The organism is Stenotrophomonas sp. YJH_SMC_79, from assembly GCF_059367995.1.
The window spans coordinates 816923-837565 of record NZ_JCAFRK010000001.1 but is presented as its reverse complement, the minus strand read 5'-3'; the positions used below and the strand labels follow the sequence as shown (position 1 = coordinate 837565).

26 protein-coding genes and 3 tRNA genes are annotated in these 20643 nt (G+C 65.1%); 16 read left to right on the top strand and 13 right to left on the bottom strand.

What is annotated here, in order from left to right; translation table 11 throughout:
* Positions 1 to 97 precede the first annotated feature (97 nt).
* Complete coding sequence (locus AC5P57_RS04140; protein WP_142807674.1) at positions 98 to 862, top strand: thioesterase family protein; 765 nt, start codon at positions 98 to 100, stop codon at positions 860 to 862.
* Between the two features lie 15 nt (positions 863 to 877).
* Here the strand turns inward: AC5P57_RS04140 and AC5P57_RS04135 are convergent, their stop codons facing one another.
* Together AC5P57_RS04135 and AC5P57_RS04130 are read right to left on the bottom strand one after the other, a co-directional pair.
* On the bottom strand, positions 878 to 1147 hold the full coding sequence (locus AC5P57_RS04135) for a hypothetical protein (protein WP_099552660.1): 270 nt from the start codon (positions 1145 to 1147) through the stop codon (positions 878 to 880).
* Between the two features lie 124 nt (positions 1148 to 1271).
* On the bottom strand, positions 1272 to 1976 hold the full coding sequence (locus AC5P57_RS04130; protein WP_262236349.1) for an ArsR/SmtB family transcription factor: 705 nt from the start codon (positions 1974 to 1976) through the stop codon (positions 1272 to 1274).
* A gap of 105 nt (positions 1977 to 2081) precedes the next feature.
* On the opposite strand from AC5P57_RS04130, the gene AC5P57_RS04125 reads away from it, so the two are divergent.
* Complete coding sequence (locus AC5P57_RS04125; RefSeq protein WP_262236348.1) at positions 2082 to 2729, top strand: flavin reductase family protein; 648 nt, start codon at positions 2082 to 2084, stop codon at positions 2727 to 2729.
* Between the two features lie 4 nt (positions 2730 to 2733).
* Here the strand turns inward: AC5P57_RS04125 and AC5P57_RS04120 are convergent, their stop codons facing one another.
* The 3 genes from AC5P57_RS04120 to AC5P57_RS04110 all read right to left on the bottom strand — a co-directional run bounded on the left by AC5P57_RS04120 (position 2734) and on the right by AC5P57_RS04110 (position 4439).
* Positions 2734 to 3261: a DUF4124 domain-containing protein gene (locus AC5P57_RS04120; RefSeq protein WP_260678131.1), complete on the bottom strand. Its 528-nt coding sequence runs from the start codon at positions 3259 to 3261 to the stop codon at positions 2734 to 2736.
* Positions 3262 to 3353: 92 nt separating this feature from the next.
* Positions 3354 to 3863 (bottom strand): GNAT family N-acetyltransferase, encoded by a 510-nt coding sequence (locus AC5P57_RS04115; protein ID WP_239503701.1) that lies wholly within the window; start codon positions 3861 to 3863, stop codon positions 3354 to 3356.
* A 78-nt stretch (positions 3864 to 3941) separates the two neighbouring features.
* Positions 3942 to 4439 (bottom strand): GNAT family N-acetyltransferase, encoded by a 498-nt coding sequence (locus tag AC5P57_RS04110; protein ID WP_262236347.1) that lies wholly within the window; start codon positions 4437 to 4439, stop codon positions 3942 to 3944.
* 107 nt (positions 4440 to 4546) lie between these two features.
* On the opposite strand from AC5P57_RS04110, the gene AC5P57_RS04105 reads away from it, so the two are divergent.
* Entirely contained in the window at positions 4547 to 4951 is a 405-nt protein-coding gene (locus AC5P57_RS04105) for an NUDIX hydrolase (RefSeq protein WP_262236345.1), read from the top strand.
* A 50-nt stretch (positions 4952 to 5001) separates the two neighbouring features.
* On the opposite strand, the gene AC5P57_RS04100 is transcribed toward AC5P57_RS04105, so the two are convergent.
* From AC5P57_RS04100 to AC5P57_RS04085, 4 genes are all read right to left on the bottom strand, one after another.
* A complete protein-coding gene (locus AC5P57_RS04100; RefSeq protein WP_260678128.1) occupies positions 5002 to 5406 on the bottom strand; it encodes a nuclear transport factor 2 family protein in 405 nt (134 codons plus the stop codon).
* 53 nt (positions 5407 to 5459) lie between these two features.
* Positions 5460 to 5533, bottom strand: a tRNA-Cys gene (locus tag AC5P57_RS04095).
* Between the two features lie 66 nt (positions 5534 to 5599).
* A tRNA-Gly gene (locus tag AC5P57_RS04090) sits at positions 5600 to 5675 on the bottom strand.
* Between the two features lie 142 nt (positions 5676 to 5817).
* A tRNA-Gly gene (locus AC5P57_RS04085) sits at positions 5818 to 5893 on the bottom strand.
* 130 nt (positions 5894 to 6023) lie between these two features.
* On the opposite strand from AC5P57_RS04085, the gene AC5P57_RS04080 reads away from it, so the two are divergent.
* Entirely contained in the window at positions 6024 to 6425 is a 402-nt protein-coding gene (locus AC5P57_RS04080; RefSeq protein WP_099552668.1) for a hypothetical protein, read from the top strand.
* Complete coding sequence (locus tag AC5P57_RS04075; RefSeq protein WP_262236277.1) at positions 6418 to 6867, top strand: hypothetical protein; 450 nt, start codon at positions 6418 to 6420, stop codon at positions 6865 to 6867. Before AC5P57_RS04080 ends, AC5P57_RS04075 begins: the two co-directional genes overlap by 8 nt.
* A gap of 2 nt (positions 6868 to 6869) precedes the next feature.
* Here AC5P57_RS04075 and AC5P57_RS04070 read toward each other — a convergent pair whose 3' ends face one another.
* Genes AC5P57_RS04070 through AC5P57_RS04055 form a run of 4 tightly spaced genes read right to left on the bottom strand, consistent with a single transcriptional unit; the run spans position 6870 to position 11119 of the window.
* Positions 6870 to 7784, bottom strand: coding sequence for an HlyD family secretion protein (locus AC5P57_RS04070; protein WP_495219435.1), 915 nt, complete (start codon positions 7782 to 7784; stop codon positions 6870 to 6872).
* Positions 7781 to 8509: an ABC transporter ATP-binding protein gene (locus AC5P57_RS04065; RefSeq protein WP_142807664.1), complete on the bottom strand. Its 729-nt coding sequence runs from the start codon at positions 8507 to 8509 to the stop codon at positions 7781 to 7783. The genes AC5P57_RS04070 and AC5P57_RS04065 overlap by 4 nt, the downstream gene beginning before the upstream one ends.
* Positions 8510 to 8519: 10 nt before the next feature.
* Positions 8520 to 9659 carry an ABC transporter permease gene (locus AC5P57_RS04060; RefSeq protein WP_262236275.1) on the bottom strand — a complete coding sequence of 380 codons (1140 nt, stop codon included), beginning with the start codon at positions 9657 to 9659 and terminating at the stop codon, positions 8520 to 8522.
* Entirely contained in the window at positions 9656 to 11119 is a 1464-nt protein-coding gene (locus tag AC5P57_RS04055; protein ID WP_262236274.1) for an efflux transporter outer membrane subunit, read from the bottom strand. Before AC5P57_RS04055 ends, AC5P57_RS04060 begins: the two co-directional genes overlap by 4 nt.
* 190 nt (positions 11120 to 11309) lie before the next feature.
* On the opposite strand from AC5P57_RS04055, the gene AC5P57_RS04050 reads away from it, so the two are divergent.
* The 11 genes from AC5P57_RS04050 (at position 11310) to AC5P57_RS04000 (ending at position 20455) form a co-directional block, all read left to right on the top strand.
* Positions 11310 to 11657: a hypothetical protein gene (locus AC5P57_RS04050; protein WP_262236273.1), complete on the top strand. Its 348-nt coding sequence runs from the start codon at positions 11310 to 11312 to the stop codon at positions 11655 to 11657.
* Positions 11658 to 12570: 913 nt separating this feature from the next.
* Positions 12571 to 13317, top strand: a complete 747-nt coding sequence (locus tag AC5P57_RS04045) for a hypothetical protein (protein WP_012112309.1) — start codon at positions 12571 to 12573, stop codon at positions 13315 to 13317.
* Between the two features lie 118 nt (positions 13318 to 13435).
* Positions 13436 to 13648, top strand: a complete 213-nt coding sequence (locus AC5P57_RS04040; protein WP_012112310.1) for an AlpA family transcriptional regulator — start codon at positions 13436 to 13438, stop codon at positions 13646 to 13648.
* Between the two features lie 42 nt (positions 13649 to 13690).
* Positions 13691 to 14566, top strand: coding sequence for a ParA family protein (locus AC5P57_RS04035; RefSeq protein ID WP_012112311.1), 876 nt, complete (start codon positions 13691 to 13693; stop codon positions 14564 to 14566).
* Entirely contained in the window at positions 14550 to 14810 is a 261-nt protein-coding gene (locus tag AC5P57_RS04030; protein WP_012112312.1) for a hypothetical protein, read from the top strand. Before AC5P57_RS04035 ends, AC5P57_RS04030 begins: the two co-directional genes overlap by 17 nt.
* Positions 14803 to 16467: a ParB family protein gene (locus tag AC5P57_RS04025; protein ID WP_012112313.1), complete on the top strand. Its 1665-nt coding sequence runs from the start codon at positions 14803 to 14805 to the stop codon at positions 16465 to 16467. The genes AC5P57_RS04030 and AC5P57_RS04025 overlap by 8 nt, the downstream gene beginning before the upstream one ends.
* A gap of 15 nt (positions 16468 to 16482) precedes the next feature.
* Complete coding sequence (locus AC5P57_RS04020; protein ID WP_012112314.1) at positions 16483 to 17043, top strand: DUF2857 domain-containing protein; 561 nt, start codon at positions 16483 to 16485, stop codon at positions 17041 to 17043.
* 3 nt (positions 17044 to 17046) lie between these two features.
* A complete protein-coding gene (locus AC5P57_RS04015; protein ID WP_012112315.1) occupies positions 17047 to 18297 on the top strand; it encodes an STY4528 family pathogenicity island replication protein in 1251 nt (416 codons plus the stop codon).
* A gap of 331 nt (positions 18298 to 18628) precedes the next feature.
* Complete coding sequence (locus AC5P57_RS04010) at positions 18629 to 19417, top strand: PFL_4669 family integrating conjugative element protein (RefSeq protein WP_012112316.1); 789 nt, start codon at positions 18629 to 18631, stop codon at positions 19415 to 19417.
* The gene (locus tag AC5P57_RS04005) at positions 19414 to 19941 is read left to right on the top strand and encodes a DUF3158 family protein (RefSeq protein ID WP_003098978.1); all 528 of its coding nucleotides are present in this window, start codon (positions 19414 to 19416) and stop codon (positions 19939 to 19941) included. The genes AC5P57_RS04010 and AC5P57_RS04005 overlap by 4 nt, the downstream gene beginning before the upstream one ends.
* 73 nt (positions 19942 to 20014) lie before the next feature.
* Entirely contained in the window at positions 20015 to 20455 is a 441-nt protein-coding gene (locus tag AC5P57_RS04000) for a single-stranded DNA-binding protein (RefSeq protein WP_003098976.1), read from the top strand.
* The last annotated feature ends 188 nt before the right edge of the window (positions 20456 to 20643 follow it).

Here is a 20643-nt window from a genome sequence, read left to right as displayed (position 1 = left end):
TCGGGGGCCGGCTCGGCCCGTCACGTTGCCAAACGCTTACGATGCAGGGGCCGGTGCAACACCTGCCGCCTCCCTCCCTGCTGAAGCAATGCATACGATGGCCTTCTTCGAACGTCTGAGCGACACCCGCTACCTGCCGACCGAACACACCGGCGGCGCCTGGAACATCCGCGAACAGCACATCGCGCCTGCGATCGGACTGCTGGCCCACCATCTGGAACGCGACGCCGCCGCACGTGGCCACGGCTTCCTGATCGCGCGCCTGTCCTACGACATTCTCGGCACCATTCCGATCGAAGCGATGGAGGCCGACGTGCAGGTGCTGCGTGGTGGTCGCACCATCGAACTGGTCGAAGCCACGCTGCGCCATGACGATCGCGCGGCGCTGCGCGTACGTGCGTGGCTGATGCGCCCGAACGATACGCAGGCCATCGCCGGAACGCCGATCGCTGCCATCGCGCCACCGGAATCGATGCCGGCGTGGGACCCGGGCACGGTCTGGCCCGGCGGATTCATCAGGAGCGTGGAGATCCGCCGGCACGATCAGGGTCCCGGCCGTGCCACCTACTGGGCGCGCGCGAAGCATGCGCTGCTGGAGGGCGAACCGGTCAGTCCGCTGGCGCGTGCCGCCACCCTGTTCGATCTGTCCAATGGCATGGCCGTACGCGCCGATCCGAAGGAGATCGCCTTCCCCAACCTCGATCTGACCGCCCACCTGTTCGGCACGCCTGAAGGGGAATGGCTGGGCTTCGATACGTCAGTCTCATTCGGCCGCCAGGGGCTTGGCTTGACCAGCACGGTGCTCCACGATGCGCGCGGTCCAGTTGGCACGCTTGGCCAGGCCTTGACCGTGCGCCCGTAGCCGCAACAGGCCGGATCAGCCGCCCAGCGTGCCCATCGTGAAGGTGTAGCCGGAGCTCATCAGGAATTCGCGCATGCGCATCTCCGCGCGCCGCGGCGAGGCCAGGTTGGCCGGCGCATACAGCGCGTAGACCACGCCTGCGCCTTCGATGGCTTCGCGGCGTACGCCGCAGTGCCGGGTTTCCGAAGCGATCACCCAACCGTCCTTCAAACGGTCCGGCCCGATGGATTGGCCATTCATCAGCCGGAACGTCAGCCAGCGCACTTCCGCAGAGGATTTGCTCATTGCCCGCGTACCGGCTGCGTACCACGGTCGTTCATGTCCCTGCTCGCCATTGCAGCTCCCTAAGACTTGGAACCTGACCATAGCGCCTTGCCATGTCGTGGGTGACTGAGACTGACCGGGCGCCTCAGGTCGCCAGGTTGAACAGCCGCCACAACGCCTCGCGCCCAGGTGGCGTCAGCCGCAGTTCGCGTCGGCCCTCGACGCGCCGCAGCCAATCGTTGTTCACGAAACTGTCCAGCATCGCCTCACCGACCAGCCCTGCCAGGTGCGGCCGCCGCTCGGTGCAATCCAGGCAACCACGGCAGTAGCGCGCCGGCTTGGCCGTCACCGGCTGCTGCAGGAGCTCGCGCAACGGCAGGCCCAGCCCGGCAAGGAATCCGGCGCCCCCAGCGCTGATCTGCCAATGCCCTTCGTACGGCAGCACATGCCCCGCCTGCAGCAGGCGATCGGTGATGGCTACCGCGTGCACGCCGGCCAGGTGCCGATAGCAGGAACGTGCCTCGCGCAGCGCCGGCATGCTGCGTGAGGCCGCCGCGGTGCACGAGGGCGTGCGGTCGGCCACGCGCAGGATGCCTTCGAGCATCTCTGCCACCTCGCTTGAGGCCAGCCGGTGGTAGCGGTGGCGCCCCTGCGCGACAGCGACCAGCAGGTCGCCCTCGACCAACCTGCGCAGATGCGTGCTCGCCGTCTGCGGTGTCACCCCGGCCACGCGTGCCAGCTCCGTCGCGGTATACGCCCGTCCATCCATCAGCTGCAGCAGCATGGCCGCGCGCGCCTGGTCACCGACCAGGGCACCGACGCTGACAAGGGAACCGGAGGTGTGGACCATGCCCGCATTGTGGCACGCCGTTGCCGGCCGACAGTTCGATGCAGGCCGAAGCGTCTGCACCTGCTGCCAAGGCACAGTGCGCACCCCGATACCGCAAGGCCTGCCGTGAAAAACGCCCCGATTCCCCGCCGCCGCATCACCCCTTCGGTCCTGTACCCAGGCACGCCCGTGCTGCTGATGACCACGTTGAATGACGATGGAAGCAGCAACATCAGCCCGCTTTCTTCGTTCTGGGCGCTGGGCAACCGGGTGGTGCTGGGCCTCGGTACGCAGGGCCAGGGCTATCGCAACCTGCAGCTGCGCAACGAGTGCGTGCTGAACTTCCCCTCATCCGCCCAGGCTGCACAAGTCGAGGCCATCGCCAGAGCGACCGGCTGCAACCCTGTGCCGGCCGCCAAGCAGGCGATGGGCTACGTGCACGTGCGTGACAAATTCGCGCTGGGCGGGTTCAGTGCCGTCGCGTCGACGCACGTTGCTCCGCTGGCCATTGCCGAGTGCCCGCTGCAGGTGGAGGCCAGCGTAATGGCGATGCATCCACCCGGCGAGGATGACGGCCAGGGCTTCGTGATCGTCGAAGCCCGCATCCGCTGCGTGCATGCGCACGAAGACATCACCGTGGACGGCACCCAGCACATCGACGTGGCGCGCTGGAAACCGTTGATCTACCTGTTCCGGCACTACCTGGGTGTAGGAGAGCCGGTCGGGCGCAACTTCCGTGCGGAAATGCCCATGCGCGCGTCTGCCTCGCAGTGAGCAGTCAATTCGCAGGGGCGGTCGAACTGCTGAACTTGTCGCGCACCGTCCGCTCACGTTCGCGCCGGACCGATGCACACTGTTCGCGCGCATTCGACATCTGCGTATCTGCTGCAACACGCTCAGCGCTCAGCGACTGCTGCAGGCTGGCGATCTGCGCACGGATGCCGGAGTCCTGTGTTGCGCCGGCCAGGCTGGTGCCCGCCGCGGCCAGTTGACGGTTCAGCTCGGCGACCTGCCGGCCAACCTGCTGGCTGCGGGACTCCAGCGGACCGTAGATGCGCGAGCGCTCGCCCTGCACGCAGTTGCGCTCGGCGATGCCGGCGTCGGCCAGTTCGGTGTTCTGGTACACCGCCGCGCGGTTCGATGCCTCCCCCGCCGTTTCCGTGGAGGAACGGCTGGAACGCAGCTTCATGGGTTCAGCGCCGGCAGCACAAGGATTCTGGCTGTATACCGTTTCCCCGGAAGCACCCTTGCACTTGTAGACCTGGGCCGATGCCAGCGGGGCACACCCCAGCAGGATCATCGCCATCACTACCTTCCGTTTCATCCTGCACCGCTCCCTGGTTCATTGGACAACCGACACGATACGGTGGTTTGGGGGCGACTGCACGATGGCGCCGTTCAGACCGTTTCGCCCTGCAGATCGAGCACGGCCGTGGTCCAGCGGCGCGCCCCCAGCATGGCCACCATGCCGCCGCGATAGACGAACCGGCGTGCATGGCCGTCTTCAATGAAGCAGGTCTCGTTCTGCATCGGCACATAGCCCGCAGAGGCATAGTGCCGATGATCCAGGGCGAACAACACCGCGAAATCGATCCCGCGCTGGCGCAGTTCAGCGTGCGCAGCTTCGATCAAGCGCGAGGCAACGCCTTGCCGGCGAACGTCGGCACGCACCACCACGCCGCCGATCAAGCCGATGCGTTCCGGCTCGCCGTCCAGCAGTACATTGCGTTCGTACAGTGCGAGGTGTGCGACCACCTGATCACACTCCATTGCCAGGACCAGAGCGACCGGCCCCGGGATGGCGTAGCCCTCGCCCTGCATGTCTGGGAAAGCCTGGCGGAGCAGATCCACCGCCTGCTGACGGTGTTCCGGCGCCACACGCTCCCTGCTGGATACCTGAACGTGCATTGCCCCGTCTTCCTGGAACATGTGTCCAGCCTCATCGTGCCACGGAAACATGACCGGGCCCGCGGCAAGGTTTCACTCTCAGTGCAGTGTGATCCCGTACGAGACGATATCCGTGTAGGTGCCCTCGCGCTTGACTGCCCGCGGCTCCCTGCCGAGTACGCTGAAACCCAGCGATTCATACAGCCCGCGCGCAGCAGCATTGTCCGCCAGCACCGTCAGGGTGACCGATTCAATGCCCTCGGCGCGCGCAGACGCAAACGCAGCAAGAAACAGCTGGCGGGCGACGCCCTGGCCACGATGGCCGGTGCCCACATGGACACTGTGCACTTCCGCCGTATGCCATCGCGCCATCCGCGTCGGGCGTACGTAGCGCAGGAAGCCCGCAAGCATGCCGTCGATGAAAGCGCCGAAATAACGCGTGCCGGGATCGGCAAGCTGGGCGCGCATCACGTCTGCCGTCTCATTCTGCGCCTCGGCCAGCGTGGACAGGAACGCAGCGGGCGACTCGCGAAGCGCCTGCAACCGTGCCTGCCAGAGAATGTCGGCGTCGTCAGCACCAAGTTGCCGGATGAGCATGCGACCCACCTGCGAGGTTGTTGATGTGCAGGTGCCCAGCCTAGCGCGGGTTCGCCCGATACGGCGTGCATGCAAGAATGAAGACTGCCCTTTCTTCATTCTCCGCCATGACTGAACTGCAGATTCCCCGCGTTGGATGTGGCGCCGTCGTCCGTGATGCCGACGGCCGCATCCTGCTGATCCAGCGCGGACGCGAGCCGGAGCGCGGGCATTGGGGCCTGCCCGGTGGGAAAGTCGACTGGATGGAAACGGTGGAGGCCGCCGTGGTCCGCGAAGTCCGCGAGGAGACGGCGTTGGAAGTGACGCTGCTGCGCCTGCTGTGCGTGGCCGATCATTTCGAGCCGGCGCTTGCGCAGCATTGGGTCGCGCCGATCTACGAGGCACGGGCACCTGCCGGTGCCGAAGCCTCCGTCCAGGAGCCGGGTGTGCAGACCGGGCTGGGCTGGTTCGCGCTGGATGCCCTGCCCCAGCCGCTGACCCAGGCCACGGTGCAGGCGCTGGCAAGGCTGTAGCTGCTCAGACCACGATGAAAGTCAGCACAGCTGCCGGCCTGGCTTGCGGTTCACTCGATCGGAAGGCCATGCATCTTCAGGAACGAGAGTTTGTCCCAGTAGCCGCGCTGGAACGTGATCAACCCTCCATCAACCGTGAAGAAACCGCATCCTCGCAGGCCAAGAGGGTCGCGCCATTCCAGCGCAGCGACATTGCCGGCCTCATGGATGACTTCGGGAATGCAGACCATTTCGGCGTTGTTGAACTCACGCTCGAAGGTGGCACGGATCGCATCACGGCCCTTGATCGGGTCCTGGGTGACCTGGTGATTGATCGCGTCGGGGTGATACAGCTCCGCCAGGCCAGCAGCATCGCCTGCGTTGAAGCGCTCGATCCAGGTTTCCACGATATGCCGGGGAGTCATCCGCATGAAGTCCGCTAAGGCCCAGACCCGATCATAGCGCTCGTACAGCACATTCCAGACCGCAGAAAAACAAAAAGCCCTGACCGGAGTCAGGGCTTTTCAATTGGAGGCCTCAAGCGGAATCGAACCGCTGTAAACGGATTTGCAATCCGGTGCATAGCCACTCTGCCATGAGGCCAACGTACTGCGCGCCAGGAACGTAGCCCTGACAAGACAAAACCCCAAGATGGGGCCTGTCGGAACATGGAGCGGGAAACGAGACTCGAACTCGCGACCTCAACCTTGGCAAGGTTGCGCTCTACCAACTGAGCTATTCCCGCGTAAGCCACCATGGTACCGGAAATCCGGAACACACACCAGCGATTTCACCTTTCTGACTGCGCGTAAAGCCTTGTGGCCCAACGTGCCCCGCCTTGCCGTGGCGGGAGAAAAACAAGGCCCCTACCGGGGCCCTGTAGAATCTGGAGCGGGAAACGAGACTCGAACTCGCGACCTCAACCTTGGCAAGGTTGCGCTCTACCAACTGAGCTATTCCCGCAGATTCCGTTCGACCTGCGTCGAAGGAGCGCTATTGTGTCCAAATTCCTTCACGCCGTCAACAGTCTTCACATCATGCGGTCACGGGCGTCCGCGCTGGGGTACGCTGCCCCGCCCGGCTCCATTCGCCCATGCTCCTTCGCGGCACGCCCATGTTGATCGCCCTGCTGCTGCATCTGCTGGTGGCCCTGCTGTACTGGGCACTGATACCGCTGGGAATGAACTGGTATCGCGACCATTTCGGCTTTGCTTCACATCGTGACATCGGCCTGGGCATCGCCCAGTTCTATCTGTTCTGGATGTTCATTGGCGCCCAGCCGCTGATCGCAGTGCTGCGGCCGCTGTTCGCCAAGCTGCTGGTGCTGGCGATACCCCTGGCGTTCGCGAGCTGGACACTGATGCACAACCACCCGCTGCGCCTGCTGTACTTCACCGTCGGGCCCGGCTTGCTGGCACTGGCCGCGATCGCCACATCCGTGTGCCTTGCATCACGTAGCCGCTTGCCCAACACCCCGGACACCGCCGATGCCTAGACGCTACATCCGCCTGTTCTGGCTGCTGGTCGCGCTCACCTGGCTGGCGCTGATCGCCGCACTGGTCAATGCCGGCTTCACCCCGGACTACTGGCTGCTGCATCGCCTGGAAGGCGCCGAGCTGCCCTACCCGACCAGCACCGTCATCGTGTTCGCGCTACTGGGAACGGTCGAGCTGGTGGTGGCTGCCTTGATCGTGCGGCCCTGGAAACTGAAGCGGCTGTGGTTGCGCCTGCTGATCGCCTTCGCGCTGCTGCTGGCGTGGTCGGTACCGTGGATGCTGTCGGCAATGCACCAACCGCCGGTACATGGCACCCACCTGCTGTGGTTATTGCTGCTGGATGTGGGCCTGCTGCTGGCGCTATGCCTTGTCTCGGTGGTGAGCGCATGGCGCACGCTCCGGCATCGCAGAGCCCATGAACCAGCCCCGCCACTGGGCTGAAGTTACTTCCGGAACTCCACGCGCACGTGCTGGCCGAAGCGCGCCTTGGCCTCGCCATCGAACTCCAGCACGCACTCCACCACCTTGGCCACGCCACGCCCTGCGTCTTCAGGCAGGCGCGCCTGCGCGAACACCGGGCTGATGCGCACCACGCGTGCCGGCGGCAGCGTGCCGGTGTTCTCGGCGCCATCGCTGTCCGGCACCACGGTGGCCTGCATGCCTACCTGCACCGCGTCGGCGTAGGCGGCACTGAGTTCGGCACGCACCTGCAGCGGGCGCGCCGGCAACAACGAGATCGCCGGCTTGCCAGCCTGCACGAAGGCGCCGAGTCCCGGCACCTGGCCGACCACCGTGCCAGCCTCCGGTGCGCTCAGCGACATCTGCTGCAGTTTCAGTTTGGCGTGTTCCAGCTTGTGCTGGGCCATGTCGACCTGCGCACCGGCAACCTCGACATCGGCACGCACACCGGCCAACTGCTGCTTGGCCGCATCGGCCTGCTGGTTCGAGGACACGCCTTCGCTGGCGCCGGTAGACAGGCGGGTGGCGTTGCGCTCCAGTTCGCGCAGCTGCGCCTGGCTGCCCTTCAGGCGGTCATTGGCCAGCGTCAGATCCGCGGTGGCCATCGCCACCTCCTGCTGCAGCAGGGCGCCATCCAGCGACAACAACAGCTGCCCCTTCTTCACCGTGGCGCCCTCCTTCACCGGTGCGGCGGTGATCGAGCCATCCACCGGCGGTGCCAGCGCGATCAGGCCACCCTCGACATCGATGATGCCGCGCGCGACCGCAACCTTGCCGGCGGTGGCAGCGCTGGCCTTACCTGCAGGTGCTTGGGCAGGCGCGTCCCTGGAACAGGCGCCGAGCAGCAGTGCTGCGGACAGGGCCAGGCTGAGGGGAAGCAGGTGCGACGTCTTGGTCATGGGGCGGACTCTACAGTTTCGTTCTGGCGGCGGTCATCACGGACCATGCCGTCTTCCATGGCGATCACCCGATCGGCATGCCGGATCAGGCGCGGATCGTGGCTCACGCACAGCACGGTGGCGCCATGCGCACGTGCGTAGCGATGCAGGATGTCGATCACGCGCTGGCCGTTCTCGGCGTCCAGCGCGCTGGTGGGTTCGTCGGCGAAGATCAGCGTCGGCGACTTGGCGAAGGCGCGCGCAACGGCTACACGCTGCTTCTCACCGCCGGACAACTGCGCCGGTCGCATGTGGCTGCGATGGCTGAGGCCCACTTCTTCCAGCGCCTTGCGGGCCAGCGGTTCGCTTTCACGATTGCGCATACCGCGGTAGCCCAGCGGCAGCTGCACCTGCTCCAGCGCGGTCAGTGCCGGGAACAGGTTGAAGCCCTGGAACACGAACCCGACATGGTGCAGGCGGAAACGCTCCACTTCGCTGCGGCTCATGTGGCCCACATCCTGGCCGAGTGCATGCACGCGACCACCATCGGGTGCGGACAGGCCGGACAGCAGCGACAACAGCGTGCTCTTGCCGCAGCCGGATGGGCCGGATACCAGGGTCAGCTCGCCGGGATAGATGTCCAGCGACAGGCCACGCAGCACCGGCACCTGCACATCGCCGGACATGAAGCCCTTTTCCAGTGCGTCGGCCTGCAGGGTCGGGGCGACAGCGCGAGTAGAAGTCATCGGCCGGCCCTCAACGCAGCAGCAACGATGGATCGGAGCGGACGACACTGCGTACCGCCATGATGCTGGAGAGCATGGCCATCACCGCGACCAGCGCCACGCAGCCGAAGATCACCATCGGTGTCAGCTGCACCGGTACGCGCTGGGTCTGCGCGACCAGCAGTACCACCGTACTGAACGCGGCGGCCAGCAACATGCCCACGCCGCCGATCAGCAAGGCCTGCTCGAACACCACGCGCGCCAGCGCATAGCGACCCGCACCGAGTGCATTGAGCGTGGCGTACTCGCGCACCGAGCCGGCCACTACCGAGGCGAACGACTGGTTGGTGATCACCGCACCGACGAAGCAGACGATCACGGCCATGAACAACACCGCGATACCCGCGCCGGTATCGAACAGCCAGTACTGCTGCGAGCGGCTGGCGAATTCCGGCGCGGTCCAGAACTCGACCGGTGTGGCCTGGCCCATCGACGCCGCCAGTCGATCACGCACGCGGTCGGCCAGGTCCGACGAGCGCAGGCCGGCCACGAAATAGGTACTGCCCTCATGCGGGTCAGTGCCGGCGATGGCACGCGCGGTGTCGAGCGAAGCCAGCACGTTGACGCCACCAAGGCCACGCAGGCCTGGCTGCGCGGCAACCACACGCACGGCCTTGCCGTTGATCCAGGCACGATTGTTCTGCAGATCCACGCCCAGCGTATCCAGGTCGGCGCTGTCCACGATCACGGCGCCCGGTTCGCGCAGCTGTGCACGCAGGTCGGCGGGCAGGATGTGCGCGAACATCATCGCGTCGTCGCGGGTGGAGATGCCGGACAGATACACCGACACGTTGCCCGTACCCTGCGCGCTGGAGCGCCATTCGCCATCAACCCACTCATAGGGTTCGACGCGGGAGACATCCGGATCCATGCGCAGGTGGCTTTCGACGTCGGCGCTGATTGCATGGCCGTAGTTGACGCTCTGGGTGCCGGGGAAACCGGCCCATATATCAGCCGACGATGCTTTCACGTAGATCGCCGCGGTGCCGAAGATGCCCAGCACCAGTGCAGCCTGCACGATCAACAGCACGCCGGCGAAACACATCGCCAGCACTACCGGCAGGAACCGGCGCCACTCGTAGGCCAGGGTCTTGCGGGCCAGCGCGATCATTGCTGTTCGCCCTCACCCTCGACCGGCAGCGGTGCGCCGCCAAGCGCGCGGTACAGCGACGCAAAGGCGAGCACGCGTGCGCCCTGCGCACCGATCAGGTCGGCCTGCGAGGCCAGCGCGGCACGCTGCGTGTCCAGCCCGTCGAATTCGCTGGACAGGCCCAGCTGCACCTGCCGCGCCTGGCGCTTGACCTGCTGTCCGGCTGCATCGTTGGCCGCGCGCAGCGACTGGATGCTGCTGTCCTGGCGTGCAAGGCTGCCGAGCGCACCTTCCACTTCGCTCACGCCTTCCAGCACGGCCTTGCGGTAGCCGAGCAATGCGGCGTCCAGTTGCTTCTCATCGGCATGGAAGCGCGCGCGGCGTTGGCCCCAGTCCCACAGTGGAATATCGACGTACGGGCCGATCGACGGACTGGAATCGGAATTGGAGCGGGCGTTCTGGGTGAGGTTGTAGGCGTACAGGATCGAACCACCCAGGCTGATCCGCGGATACATCGCAGCGCGCGCCGCGCCCTTGCTGGCCGCGGCCTGCATCACCTCCGATTCGGCCAGCAGGATCTGCGGACGGTGGCGCAGCAGATCGGCGGGTACCTGCTGCAGCGAGAACGTGCCCAGCTTCGGCGGCGTGCGGTAGGCGCGCCAGGCCGGGTCCGGACCGTCACGGCCCAGCAGCAATGCCAGCGCGCGGGCCGCGTTGTCGGCGTTTTCCCGAGCCTGTGCGATTGCGGCGCGGGTGGCGGCCTGGCGTGCACGCAGGCGATCCAGCTCGCCCGGCTCATCCAGGCGCAGGCGCTGGCGGACCAGGGCCAACTGTTCGCCACGGTCATCCACGGCCTGCTGCTTGGCCAGCAGGTCCTGCTGGGCCTGTGCCACGGTCAGGTCCAGATAGCTGCGCACCACGTCGGCAATCACCGCCACCTGCGCGGCATTGCGCAGCGCCTCGGCATTGCCGGCCGAGGCCTGCGCGCTCAGCTGCGCACTCTCGGCGGCGCCGAACAGGCCCAGGTCCCAGATCGCTTCGATGCCGGCATGGAAGTAGGTATCCACTGCGGCGGCGTCCTGCACCTGCTTGGCGCTGGCCGAGATTTCCGGCAGGAAACGCGAGTCGGACGTACCGGCGACGATGCGTACGGCCTGCAGGCGAAGCGTCGCCTGCTGCAGGTCCAGGTTGCCGGCGACCGCCTGATCGACCAGGCCATCCAGCGCCGGGTCGGACAGCACTTTCCACCACTGCCTGGCATCCACCGCCACGCCCTGCCCCTGCGGCACCTGGGTCCAGGTACTGGGCGTGCGGTCAGGCAGGTCCGGCACCGGCACCGACATGCAGCCAGCCAGGGCCAGGCTTGCCAACAACGCGCCAGGGCGCAGCACTGCCTGCAGGGAAAATCCGCGCCCGGTCCTGGGCACTGCCACTGGAGTGATACGCCTGACCACCAGCCCGCCAACGTGTAGAAGGAGCATGAAGGCTACCGTGCGATTGTGGAGCGAACATGGAGAAATCGTCCGAAAAAGGTCACAGCACGCGTGCGGTTCAGGCAACGCCGACCCAGTCTTTCACTACGCTTTCAATGCGTTCCCGGCACGGAACACTGGACGACTTTTACGGCGTATTGCACATTGCAGCACTGTCCTGCTTCGATGCTGCCCGACCGTGAAACACTCCCGCCACCGGCTGCTGATTGGCTCGATCACGACAGCGACTGTCGGTGTGATCGTGCTCGTCCTGACCACCCCACTGGTCTCGAACGCCCTGCAGTTACGGATGGAGCGCAGCAACTTCATCCCCGGTGAATCCTCGATCTTCACCTTCGAGCCGTATGCCATCAACCAGGGCTCGTCGAACTACTGGTTGTACGGGAAGGACCGGAGCTACTACTACCACTTCACCTACGAAGATGACGTCCCCTACGTCTACATTCCGCAGGACAACCGCTGCCCCGGTTTCGACCGGCAGGATGCCCGGACCTGGTGCAGCGCCCTGCCCGGCAAGCCACGCTAGCGCGGCAGTGGTGCAACCGGAGTGACAAACGAAAAACGCCCCCTTGCGGGAGCGTTCTTCTTGAATCTGGAGCGGGAAACGAGACAGGCACTAGGGCGCTAAATCCTTGTTTCCCAATCACATTCTTCGCCGCCGTGAGCAGCGAAGGCCTGAATTATAGCCTTGTTCTTCGCCCTCGGCAACAAAACTCATCCAACAACTTCCATCAGCGTCCAAGGACTGCCATTTCATCCCCTGACAACCGACGCAGAATACACGGCTACCAGAGGCCCGCCCCTGCAACGCCGCTCGACACTCAGGTCTCCTTGCGTCAGGAATGGCATCAGCATCGAACGTTGAGACCGCGCTTGGTTTGATGCCGTGCGCACCACAGCCCAAGGCTGTTCGTGATGAAGGCCAAGCGGCGAGCAAGGAAAGATGGGGCGCATGTTCACATCACCTGGTCAGCTGGCGACCGTGTGGGAGCGGCGCGCAACAGCCTCAAACTGGCCACAGCCCAGGATCGCTGGATGCTATGTCGATATATCAGGATGCCAGAACAAGCATCACACGCGCGGTTTTCTCTGCGTCCCTCTGGACGTTGAGCAACGACTGCGCCCCAGCGCGACTTGTGAAACCGTAGGGATATCAGACCATAGCGAATCGGTCTTGATACGCCTGACGCACCCCATGACGCTGGCACCGTGAGCGCCATTGTCGAGCGTGCTTCTTCCTTGTTACTCGACGGGCCGGCAACTGGTCGATTCTTGCACATTGAGCAAGAGAGGGCCACCTGTGGCGGATGCCATGATCTCGTCCGCCCACGTTCCGGGGCATTCGTCCCTGGCATCCGCCACAGGCATAACGACACAACAGCCCTTGGCAGGGCGAGAAAGGAGCCGGTGATGTAGCGCTTCCGAAAGGAGACGAAAACATGCACAAGGAGCCACCATTATCAAAGGTGTTCTATCGTCCCATCGAAGCTGCCATACGGTGGGCTGGGTTGTTGCGGTACAAGGCGTCGATCCTCGCCTCGATCGCATCACCGCGGTGCCTGCCGCAGACATTGGACTGCCCGCGATGGAACGAGTGTCGGCTGTACTCGGAACGCATCTACGACGGCATCCTCAACTCGGAACTGCCCTTTGGCAAGAACGGGATCACGCTCAATGACCCAGAGTTGGTGAGTTCACCCGATCTGACCATCCGCCACGTCGATCTGAAACGCTGGATGCGCACTCACTATCCTGAGCATCGACCCGGATTCCTGTTCAGCCGCAGCGAGCGCATGGCGCATCCCTCCATCACCCTGGAAACAGGACAGGCAATCCTGCTGGAACGGCAGGCTCTGCAGGCCGCGCTGGACCATAGCCGGCGTGAGATGCGCAAACTTCAAGCGCAACACGAAGCCTTGCTCAAGCAGTCCGCGGTGCTGTTGGCATCCAAGCAGTGCGCGATCAGTGATCGAGCGGAGACCACGTACCTGAACATCATCGGTGGCATGCTGACGCTGATGCTGGGTCAATCCCCATCGGGTGTGCCGTACTCCAGCTTCAAGACGCAGGAGGCAATCGTCACCGCATTGCTCGCCCACTATGGCGGCACCATGGGCATCACGGAGCGAACCTTGAACGGCAAGTTCGCCAACGCCAGGAAGAATGTGCGTAGCGCAGCCGCGTGAATTCTTCCATCTTGTATGTGCAGTCTCGGAGATTGCATTTGCAATGTCTTTTTGCAGCCATGTCTATTGAATAGAGGTCACGCCAACAAACGCCACTGAGCGTTCAGGAGTGACCGCCATGTCGCAAGTACCTGTACTGCCACCGCACGAGCGCCGCATCCTGCGGCTCGATGAAGTTGAAGCGAAGTCCGGCTTCAAACGCGCCCACATCTACAACCTGATGAAGAAGCGCCAGTTTCCACAGGCGTTGCGCCTTGGCGTGCGCGCGGTGGGCTGGGATTCGGTCGAGATCGATCAGTGGATCGCCGAACGCCTTAACAACCGCACCTGACTCGCTCCCCCTCGGACTTCCCATCGCCAAACGGAGAGCGCCATGCAGGTCGTATCCATCATTTCAACGAAAGGTGGCGTCGGCAAGACGACCACGGCCGCCAACCTCGGCGGGCTCGCCGCGGACGCGGGGCTGCGCGTGCTGCTGCTCGATCTCGACGTGCAGCCCACCTTGTCCTCCTACTACGATCTGGCTCACCGCGCGCCCGGCGGCATCTATGAGCTGCTGGCGTTCAACGAGCGCGGTCTCGACCAGCTCGTGTCCCGCACCATCATCGCGGGCCTGGACCTGGTGCTCTCGAACGACCACCGGGGTGAACTGAACACCTTGCTGCTGCACGCGCCAGACGGGCGCCTGCGGTTGCGCCACCTGCTGCCGGCGCTGGCGCCGCTCTATGACCTGGTGCTAATCGACACCCAAGGCGCGCGCTCGGTGCTGTTGGAGATGGCGGTGCTCGCCTCCGGCCTGGCGCTGTCACCCGTGACCCCGGAAATCCTTGCGGCCCGCGAACTGCGGCGCGGCACCATGCAGTTGCTGGAGGACATCGCGCCGTATCGGCACCTTGGCATCGAACCGCCACCGCTGCACCTACTCATCAATCGTGTCCACCCCGTGTCCGCCAACGCACGCATGATCCAGCAGGCGCTGCACGACCTATTTCAGGATCACACGGGCATCCGCGTGCTGGGCACCGACGTGCCGGCCATCGAAGCCTATCCGCGCGCTGCAACCCGCGGCATGCCGGTGCATCGCGTCGAGTATCGACAGCCACCAGGCAGAGTTGCGCCCGCTGCGCTCGACACCATGCGCACGCTCGCCGGCGAACTGTTCCCGCAGTGGCAAGACAGATTCGCCCGCGTGTCCGGCCGTCCTCCACGTTCTATTGAAACCGGGAGGTCCCGTGGCGAGCGCACATGAACTGTCCCGTGGCCACAAGCGACTGCGCGCCCTGATCGAGTTTGCGGTGAGCGAAGGCTGGCACGTCAAACGTACTCGGGGTGGACACCTCAAATTCACCAAGACCGGCTGCGCCGCCATCTACACCAGCTCGACAGCGAGCGATTACCGGGCAGACCTCAATGCCCGTGCGCAGATCCGCCGAGCCGAGCGCGAGGCCCGCATGGCCCGGCCCGCCAACGCCGAGGGATGCGGCCATGGCTGAGATGACCTCCCAGGACATGGCCGGCAAGCTGCTTGCCGCCGGGTTCGAGCGCAGTGGGCCATCGGCCACGGCTTTGAGTGACCCCATCGCCGACACGCCGATGGTCGTGACGCTGGACCAGTTGCGGCCCTACGACCACGATCCCCGCAAAAAGCGCAACTCGGCCTACGATGAAATCAAGGCCTCCATCCGCGAGCGCGGCCTGGATGCGGCGCCAGCCATCACACGCCGTCCTGGCGAGGCGCACTACATCATCCGCAACGGCGGCAACACCAGGCTGGCGATCCTGCGCGAACTCTGGACAGAAACGAAGGACGAGCGCTTCTTCCGCATATCGTGCCTGTTCCGGCCGTGGCCTGCGCGCGGGGAGATCGTCGCGCTGACCGGGCACCTCGCCGAGAACGAACTGCGTGGCGGCTTGACGTTCATCGAGCGCGCCCTCGGCGTCGAGAAGGCGCGCGAGTTCTATGAAGCGGAAAGCAGCACGACCTTGAGCCAGTCCGAGCTGGCCCGTCGCTTGGGCGCCGACGGCTTCCCCGTGCAGCAGTCACACATCAGCCGCATGGCCGATGCGGTGCGCTACCTGCTGCCTGCGATCCCGACCGTGCTGTATGGTGGCCTCGGTCGCCACCAGGTCGAGCGGCTGTCGGTCATGCGCAAGGCCAGTGAGCGCACGTGGGAGCACTATGCCAAGGGCCGCTCCCTGCCGCTCGACTTCGACAGTTTCTTCCAAGAAGTGCTGTCGCAGTTCGATACCCAGGCCGACGAGTTCTCGCCGCAGCGTGTGCAGGACGAGTTGATCGGTCAGATGTCCGAGCTGCTGGGCATCGACTACGACGTGCTTGCCCTGGACCTGACCGAATCCGAGAGCCGCCACCGCGCCCTGGTCAGCGACCCAACCCCGCCATCGGCGCCGCCGGCATTGCCTGAGCCTGGGGCCATCGCACGGCCGCCGATTGAACCGGCACCGTCCCCCGCCACAGCAGCACATTCTGCAGGCCACTCTGCCGCCGCGCCGACAAGGCCCCAGGACGATGCGGCCCCGCGTGAGGCATCCGCAGCCACCCCTGCGGCAGCGGCTGGCGATCTACTTGACGAGCACATCGTCTCTCCGGCACCCACGACGCAGCGGCTCCAGTCCATCCAGCGCATGGTCGCCGACCAGTTGGGCGATGCGCTTCCGCCCGACTTCTCGGCCAACGTGCTGCAGTCGATTCCCGTGCAGGCCGGTGGCCTCTATCCCATCTCGGACATCTGGCATATCGACCCAGGTCTCGACGCACCCGGCCGCCTGCGCGTCCACATCGCGCAGTTCGCGCGCGAGATCGCGGGCGAGGTCGACCTGGACGCGTGTGTCGAGGATCGTTCAGATGGCATCGGGTTCGCGTGTCGTGCCCCGACCCAGGTTTCGTCGCCGCTCGCACGTGCCGTGCTCGCGCTGCTGGTTTCCCTGGCCGGTCAGCAGTCGGCCGACGTGGGCTTGGACGGCGGGCACTTCGTCACCGACCTGCCAGCGCTGTTGCACGGCCAAGGCCAACGTCATGCCGACGGGGCCCGGCGATTGAGCGACACCGCGCTGGTCAAGCTGTTTCGTCTGCTGCGGCTGGCCCGGCGCCTGCTGGATCTGGAAGCCGGCGCTCTCGGTCCTGGGACCTGAGCGAGGGAGGCCCGCATGTCCGCACCTAACCCACTCAACCAGGCCGTCATCGCGCAGGCGCTCTACGATCTGCGCAACGGGCAACTGCGCCGCTGCAAGGCGATGGGATTCGGTGAGGAAGAATTGGATGCGCTCAAGCATCCGGCGCTGATCAGCGTACTGGCCAATGCCAGCGTCTCGTGGTGCTCTGTCTCGGTGAACCGGGAAGTGCTCCGGCGATTGCTCAAACAGGCGCAGGACGTGGAGAAGGAGATCGCCACCGTCGATCGCATGTTGCGCCTGGGGGCCAGTACGGAAATGGCGAGCCGTTTTTATGGGCTGACGCACCAGGAAGTCGCGCTACGGCGTGAAGTTCTCGGCCTGCCCAAACGCAAGGGGCGCCATCCGGTTCTGGACGAGGAGCAGGACACCGAGCTGTGGCGACGCTGGAAGGCCGTGACCAGCAGCAGGAATGTCGAGCTGGAGGATGAGACCTCGGTTCTTGATGCGGCAATGGACCTCGCCGAAGGCATGGAACTGCCGCTGTCGGTGGTCTGGGCTGCGATCAAGAACTGGATCGATCAGGGATTGGGTTGAGTCATGGCCGTGGACGACGCTGCACCACGAGCACCACGCCAAGGCCCGGTCGCCCTCGCTGATCTGTTCGACAGCGCGCTGAAAGACCTTGCACCGAAACCTCGCCCGCCCGCGTCCGCGCCAGCTCCCGCATCCGCAACATCTCCTGTCTCCGCAACCGGCGACGGTTTTCTGTTCAGCGGCAATCGGCACGAGAGCGTGCCGCGACGGCTGTTCCTGGACCGACGCCTGACGCCGCTGGAACGCAATGCCTGGCAAGTCTTTCGGATGATGCTCAACGAGGATGGGGTCACGGCGTTTCCGACGTATGAGCAACTTCGCCCGTGGCTCGCGTCAATGCCCTGCGCCGGACAGGCCTCTCACGAGACCGTGGCACGGGCGCTGACGCTGTTGCGCCTGACTCGCTGGTTGAGTCTCGTGCGCCGCAGGCGTGACCCCAAGACCGGGCGCATCCTCGGCAACCTCTACGTCCTGCACGATGAGCCCCTGACGCCTTTCGAGGCGATGCAGCTCGACCCGGACTACTTGGAGCTCGTCAGCCAAGCCCTGGGCCATTCGGCCAAGGCCGTCCAGGTCGTGGGCTTGCACACCCTCAAGGAAATCGCCGAAGACCCGTTGTTGTCTGGCCGCACGTTGCCCTCGCGGCTGCAGGTCCTTGCCGAACGCCTCGCGAGCCAGGGCATTGGGTCGCAGGAGAGTTATCCACAGAAGGATAGGGTTCACGATTCCGAAGAAGGGGCGCCGAGCCTTCTTCGGAATTCTGATGACCCCTCTTCGGATTCCGAAGCAGGGCCGAAACCCGCGTCAGACGGCGCTCTTCGGAATCCGAAGCAGGACCGTACTGTACGTAGTAGTCGTATGAATGAAGTACGTACTACCGCGCGTGAGCGTGGGCAGGCGCGTGCGATGCCAGGAGTTCGCCTGCCTGATCGCTTTCTCGGCTTGAAGGAAGAGCAGCAGGCCGCCGCCATCGTGGCATTGCAGCAGGTCGATGCTCCGCTACGCCAGGCCGTGCTGGACGAATGGGCGGATCGCTGTCGCGGCAGCACCATCCGCAACCCGGCAGGCTACCTGTTCGGCATCATCCAGCGCGCCATCCGTGGCGAGTTCAACGCCTGGGCCAAGCAAGCCGGGTCAGCACCGCCACCTGCCCCTGCACGAGATGCACCGCCTGAACCACCGCGCAATGTGGTTCCACCCGAGGTGGCCCGGCAGCACATTGACCGGCTGCGCGACCTTCTGCGCAGTAGCTGAGCGCGACGAGCGACAAGGGCGTGAAGCAGACGTCGATGGCCGTCAGTAGAGCTATCCCCAGGGGATAGATGTACTACAAGCTGTAACGCCGACAGGCACGGCATGGCACTTCGGTCCAGGGGGGCCGTAATGGCGTCGGTTGCATGAGCGCACGCACCATTTGCGCGAGCAGCGCTCCATGGCTTTCGATGGAGCTATCCCCTGGGGATAGCTCGTGTCACAGGCCACCGCTGCCACGACAACCGGGTCCCGGTTCATTTCGGTTTGTTGACTGACTGCCTTCCGTTGCGTGCCGATCCTGACCGCTCCTTTTCCCAAGCGAGCGGACGCCATGGCAACCAACGAACCTCTGCAACTCAATCTCGGCTCTTTGCGCAGCGCGATGTCGCTGACGCTTCACACCCACCACGCCTCGCGCATCTGGCATGGCCGCGCCGCCGCCGAGGGGCGACCCGGCATCGTCGGCCTGAACGGCTACATCGCCGTGATGAACAAGATGAAGCGCGGCTCGGAGCAGGACGACCCGTACAGCGACTGGTGGATGTTGCGCATCGAGGAAAAGCTCGACCAGACCAGGACCACGTTGCAATCGCTGCGCGAGCAGGTTGACCAGGCACTGGCCGGCGTGCCTGCGGCGTTGAGCCTGGGTGAGAACCTCAACGTGCAGCCGGTGAAGCTCCCCTTGTTCGTGAACGCGCAGCTCGGCTTTGCCGCCGTCTATCTGCTGGCCGACTACGACGACATCGCCCGCAAGCTGATCCTCGCCCACCACACCGCGCTGATCGATCGCTCGACGTTGGAGCGCTGGCTCAACGAAGGTGCCCACGCGCTGCGCAGCCTGTTCAGCCTGGCCCAGCAATACCGCTACTCGGGCTGCACCCGCGACGACTTCGCGGCCAAGAACGCCGCAGCTCGGGCAGCATTGGAGAAGTTCGGCGAACTGCCGCAGGACGTGCTCGAAGGCATGCGCCGCTCGAAGTTTGCGCCGCCCGTCGTGCGCCGTGGTCTGCAACAGCGTGGTGATAGCGCTGCCGCAGCCGCATCTCCCACCGACGAAGGCGCTGCCGCCGATTCGGCCGAGGCCAAGTCCACAGCCGCCGGCGAGGACGAACCGGCATGAGCGACCCGAACCGCGAACCGCGCTACTTCCGTCGTCTGGAACAGCCAGCCTTCATGCGGCTGGAACACGCGGCCTCTCTAAAAGGCCTTTTAAAGCCTTTTAAAGGTAAAGGGGACTTCGAGGCCTGGGCCAGCCAGTGCTTCGCCATGCGCGACGAGTTGATTGCCCTGGCGCAGCGACAGGTGCTGCCACAGGCGTGCGGGCATCCCTTCCACCTGCTTCCCGTCGAGCTGGCCCAGCAGACCACTGGCGCAGGCACGACCTTTCTTCGCTGGCGCAAGCACGATCGATCGGCCATGGGCGTGGCGTTGTGGCAGGAGCTGATGGCGAGCCCCAGCACGCCGGTCAACCTGCTGCACGACCTGCACGAGATCGAACTGCAGCGCGTCATGCTGAACATGCAGATCAGCCTGCTGCACACCCTGGGCAGGCAAGCACAGGAATGCGCCAGCAAGGCCGCGCAGGCGGACAACACCTACCTGCGCCGGCTCGCGTCCGTTCCTGCCGCAGTGCGCGATCGGTGATTGCGCCTGCCATCCGAGCACGCGCCCGAGCCCAACGAGGCACGGGTATTTCAACCACCACGGAGATTCCAACATGAGCACACAATTCATCGGCGAGGGCAACATCGGATCGCCTCCCGAGTACCGCGAATTCCCCAATGGCAACGACGATCCTCGCCGGTTGCTCCGGCTGAACGTGTACTTCGACAACCCCGTCCCCACCAAGGGCGGCGAGTTCGAGGACCGCGGCGGCTTCTGGGCGCCGGTGGAACTCTGGCACCACGACGCCGACCGCTGGCAGCAGCTCTACCAGAAGGGCATGCGGGTGCTGGTCGTCGGCCGCATGGAGCGCGACCCCTGGACGGACAACGAAGATCAGCCGCGTGAGACTTGGCAGGTCAACGCGCGCAGTGTCGGCATCCTGCCGTACCGCATCGAGTCTGTGGCCCTCAGCCCGAAGCCACAGGAGGCAGAGCCGAAGCCCCAGGCCACCCAGGAATCGACGGCGCCGAAAGAGACCAAGCGCAGGAAGTGATCGGGCATGGAGGGCGGCTGCCGCAGTGCTTCGCCGCCCTCCATGCGCTGCGAATTATCCCCAGGGGATAGCTCCACCAACGTCCACCGAGTTCCACGCGCGCTCCCGGAAATCGCGGCTCTCGGCCCGCACACTTCCGGCCACGCACCTTCCCCGCACTCGCCATTTCATCGGCGTGAAAGCGGTCG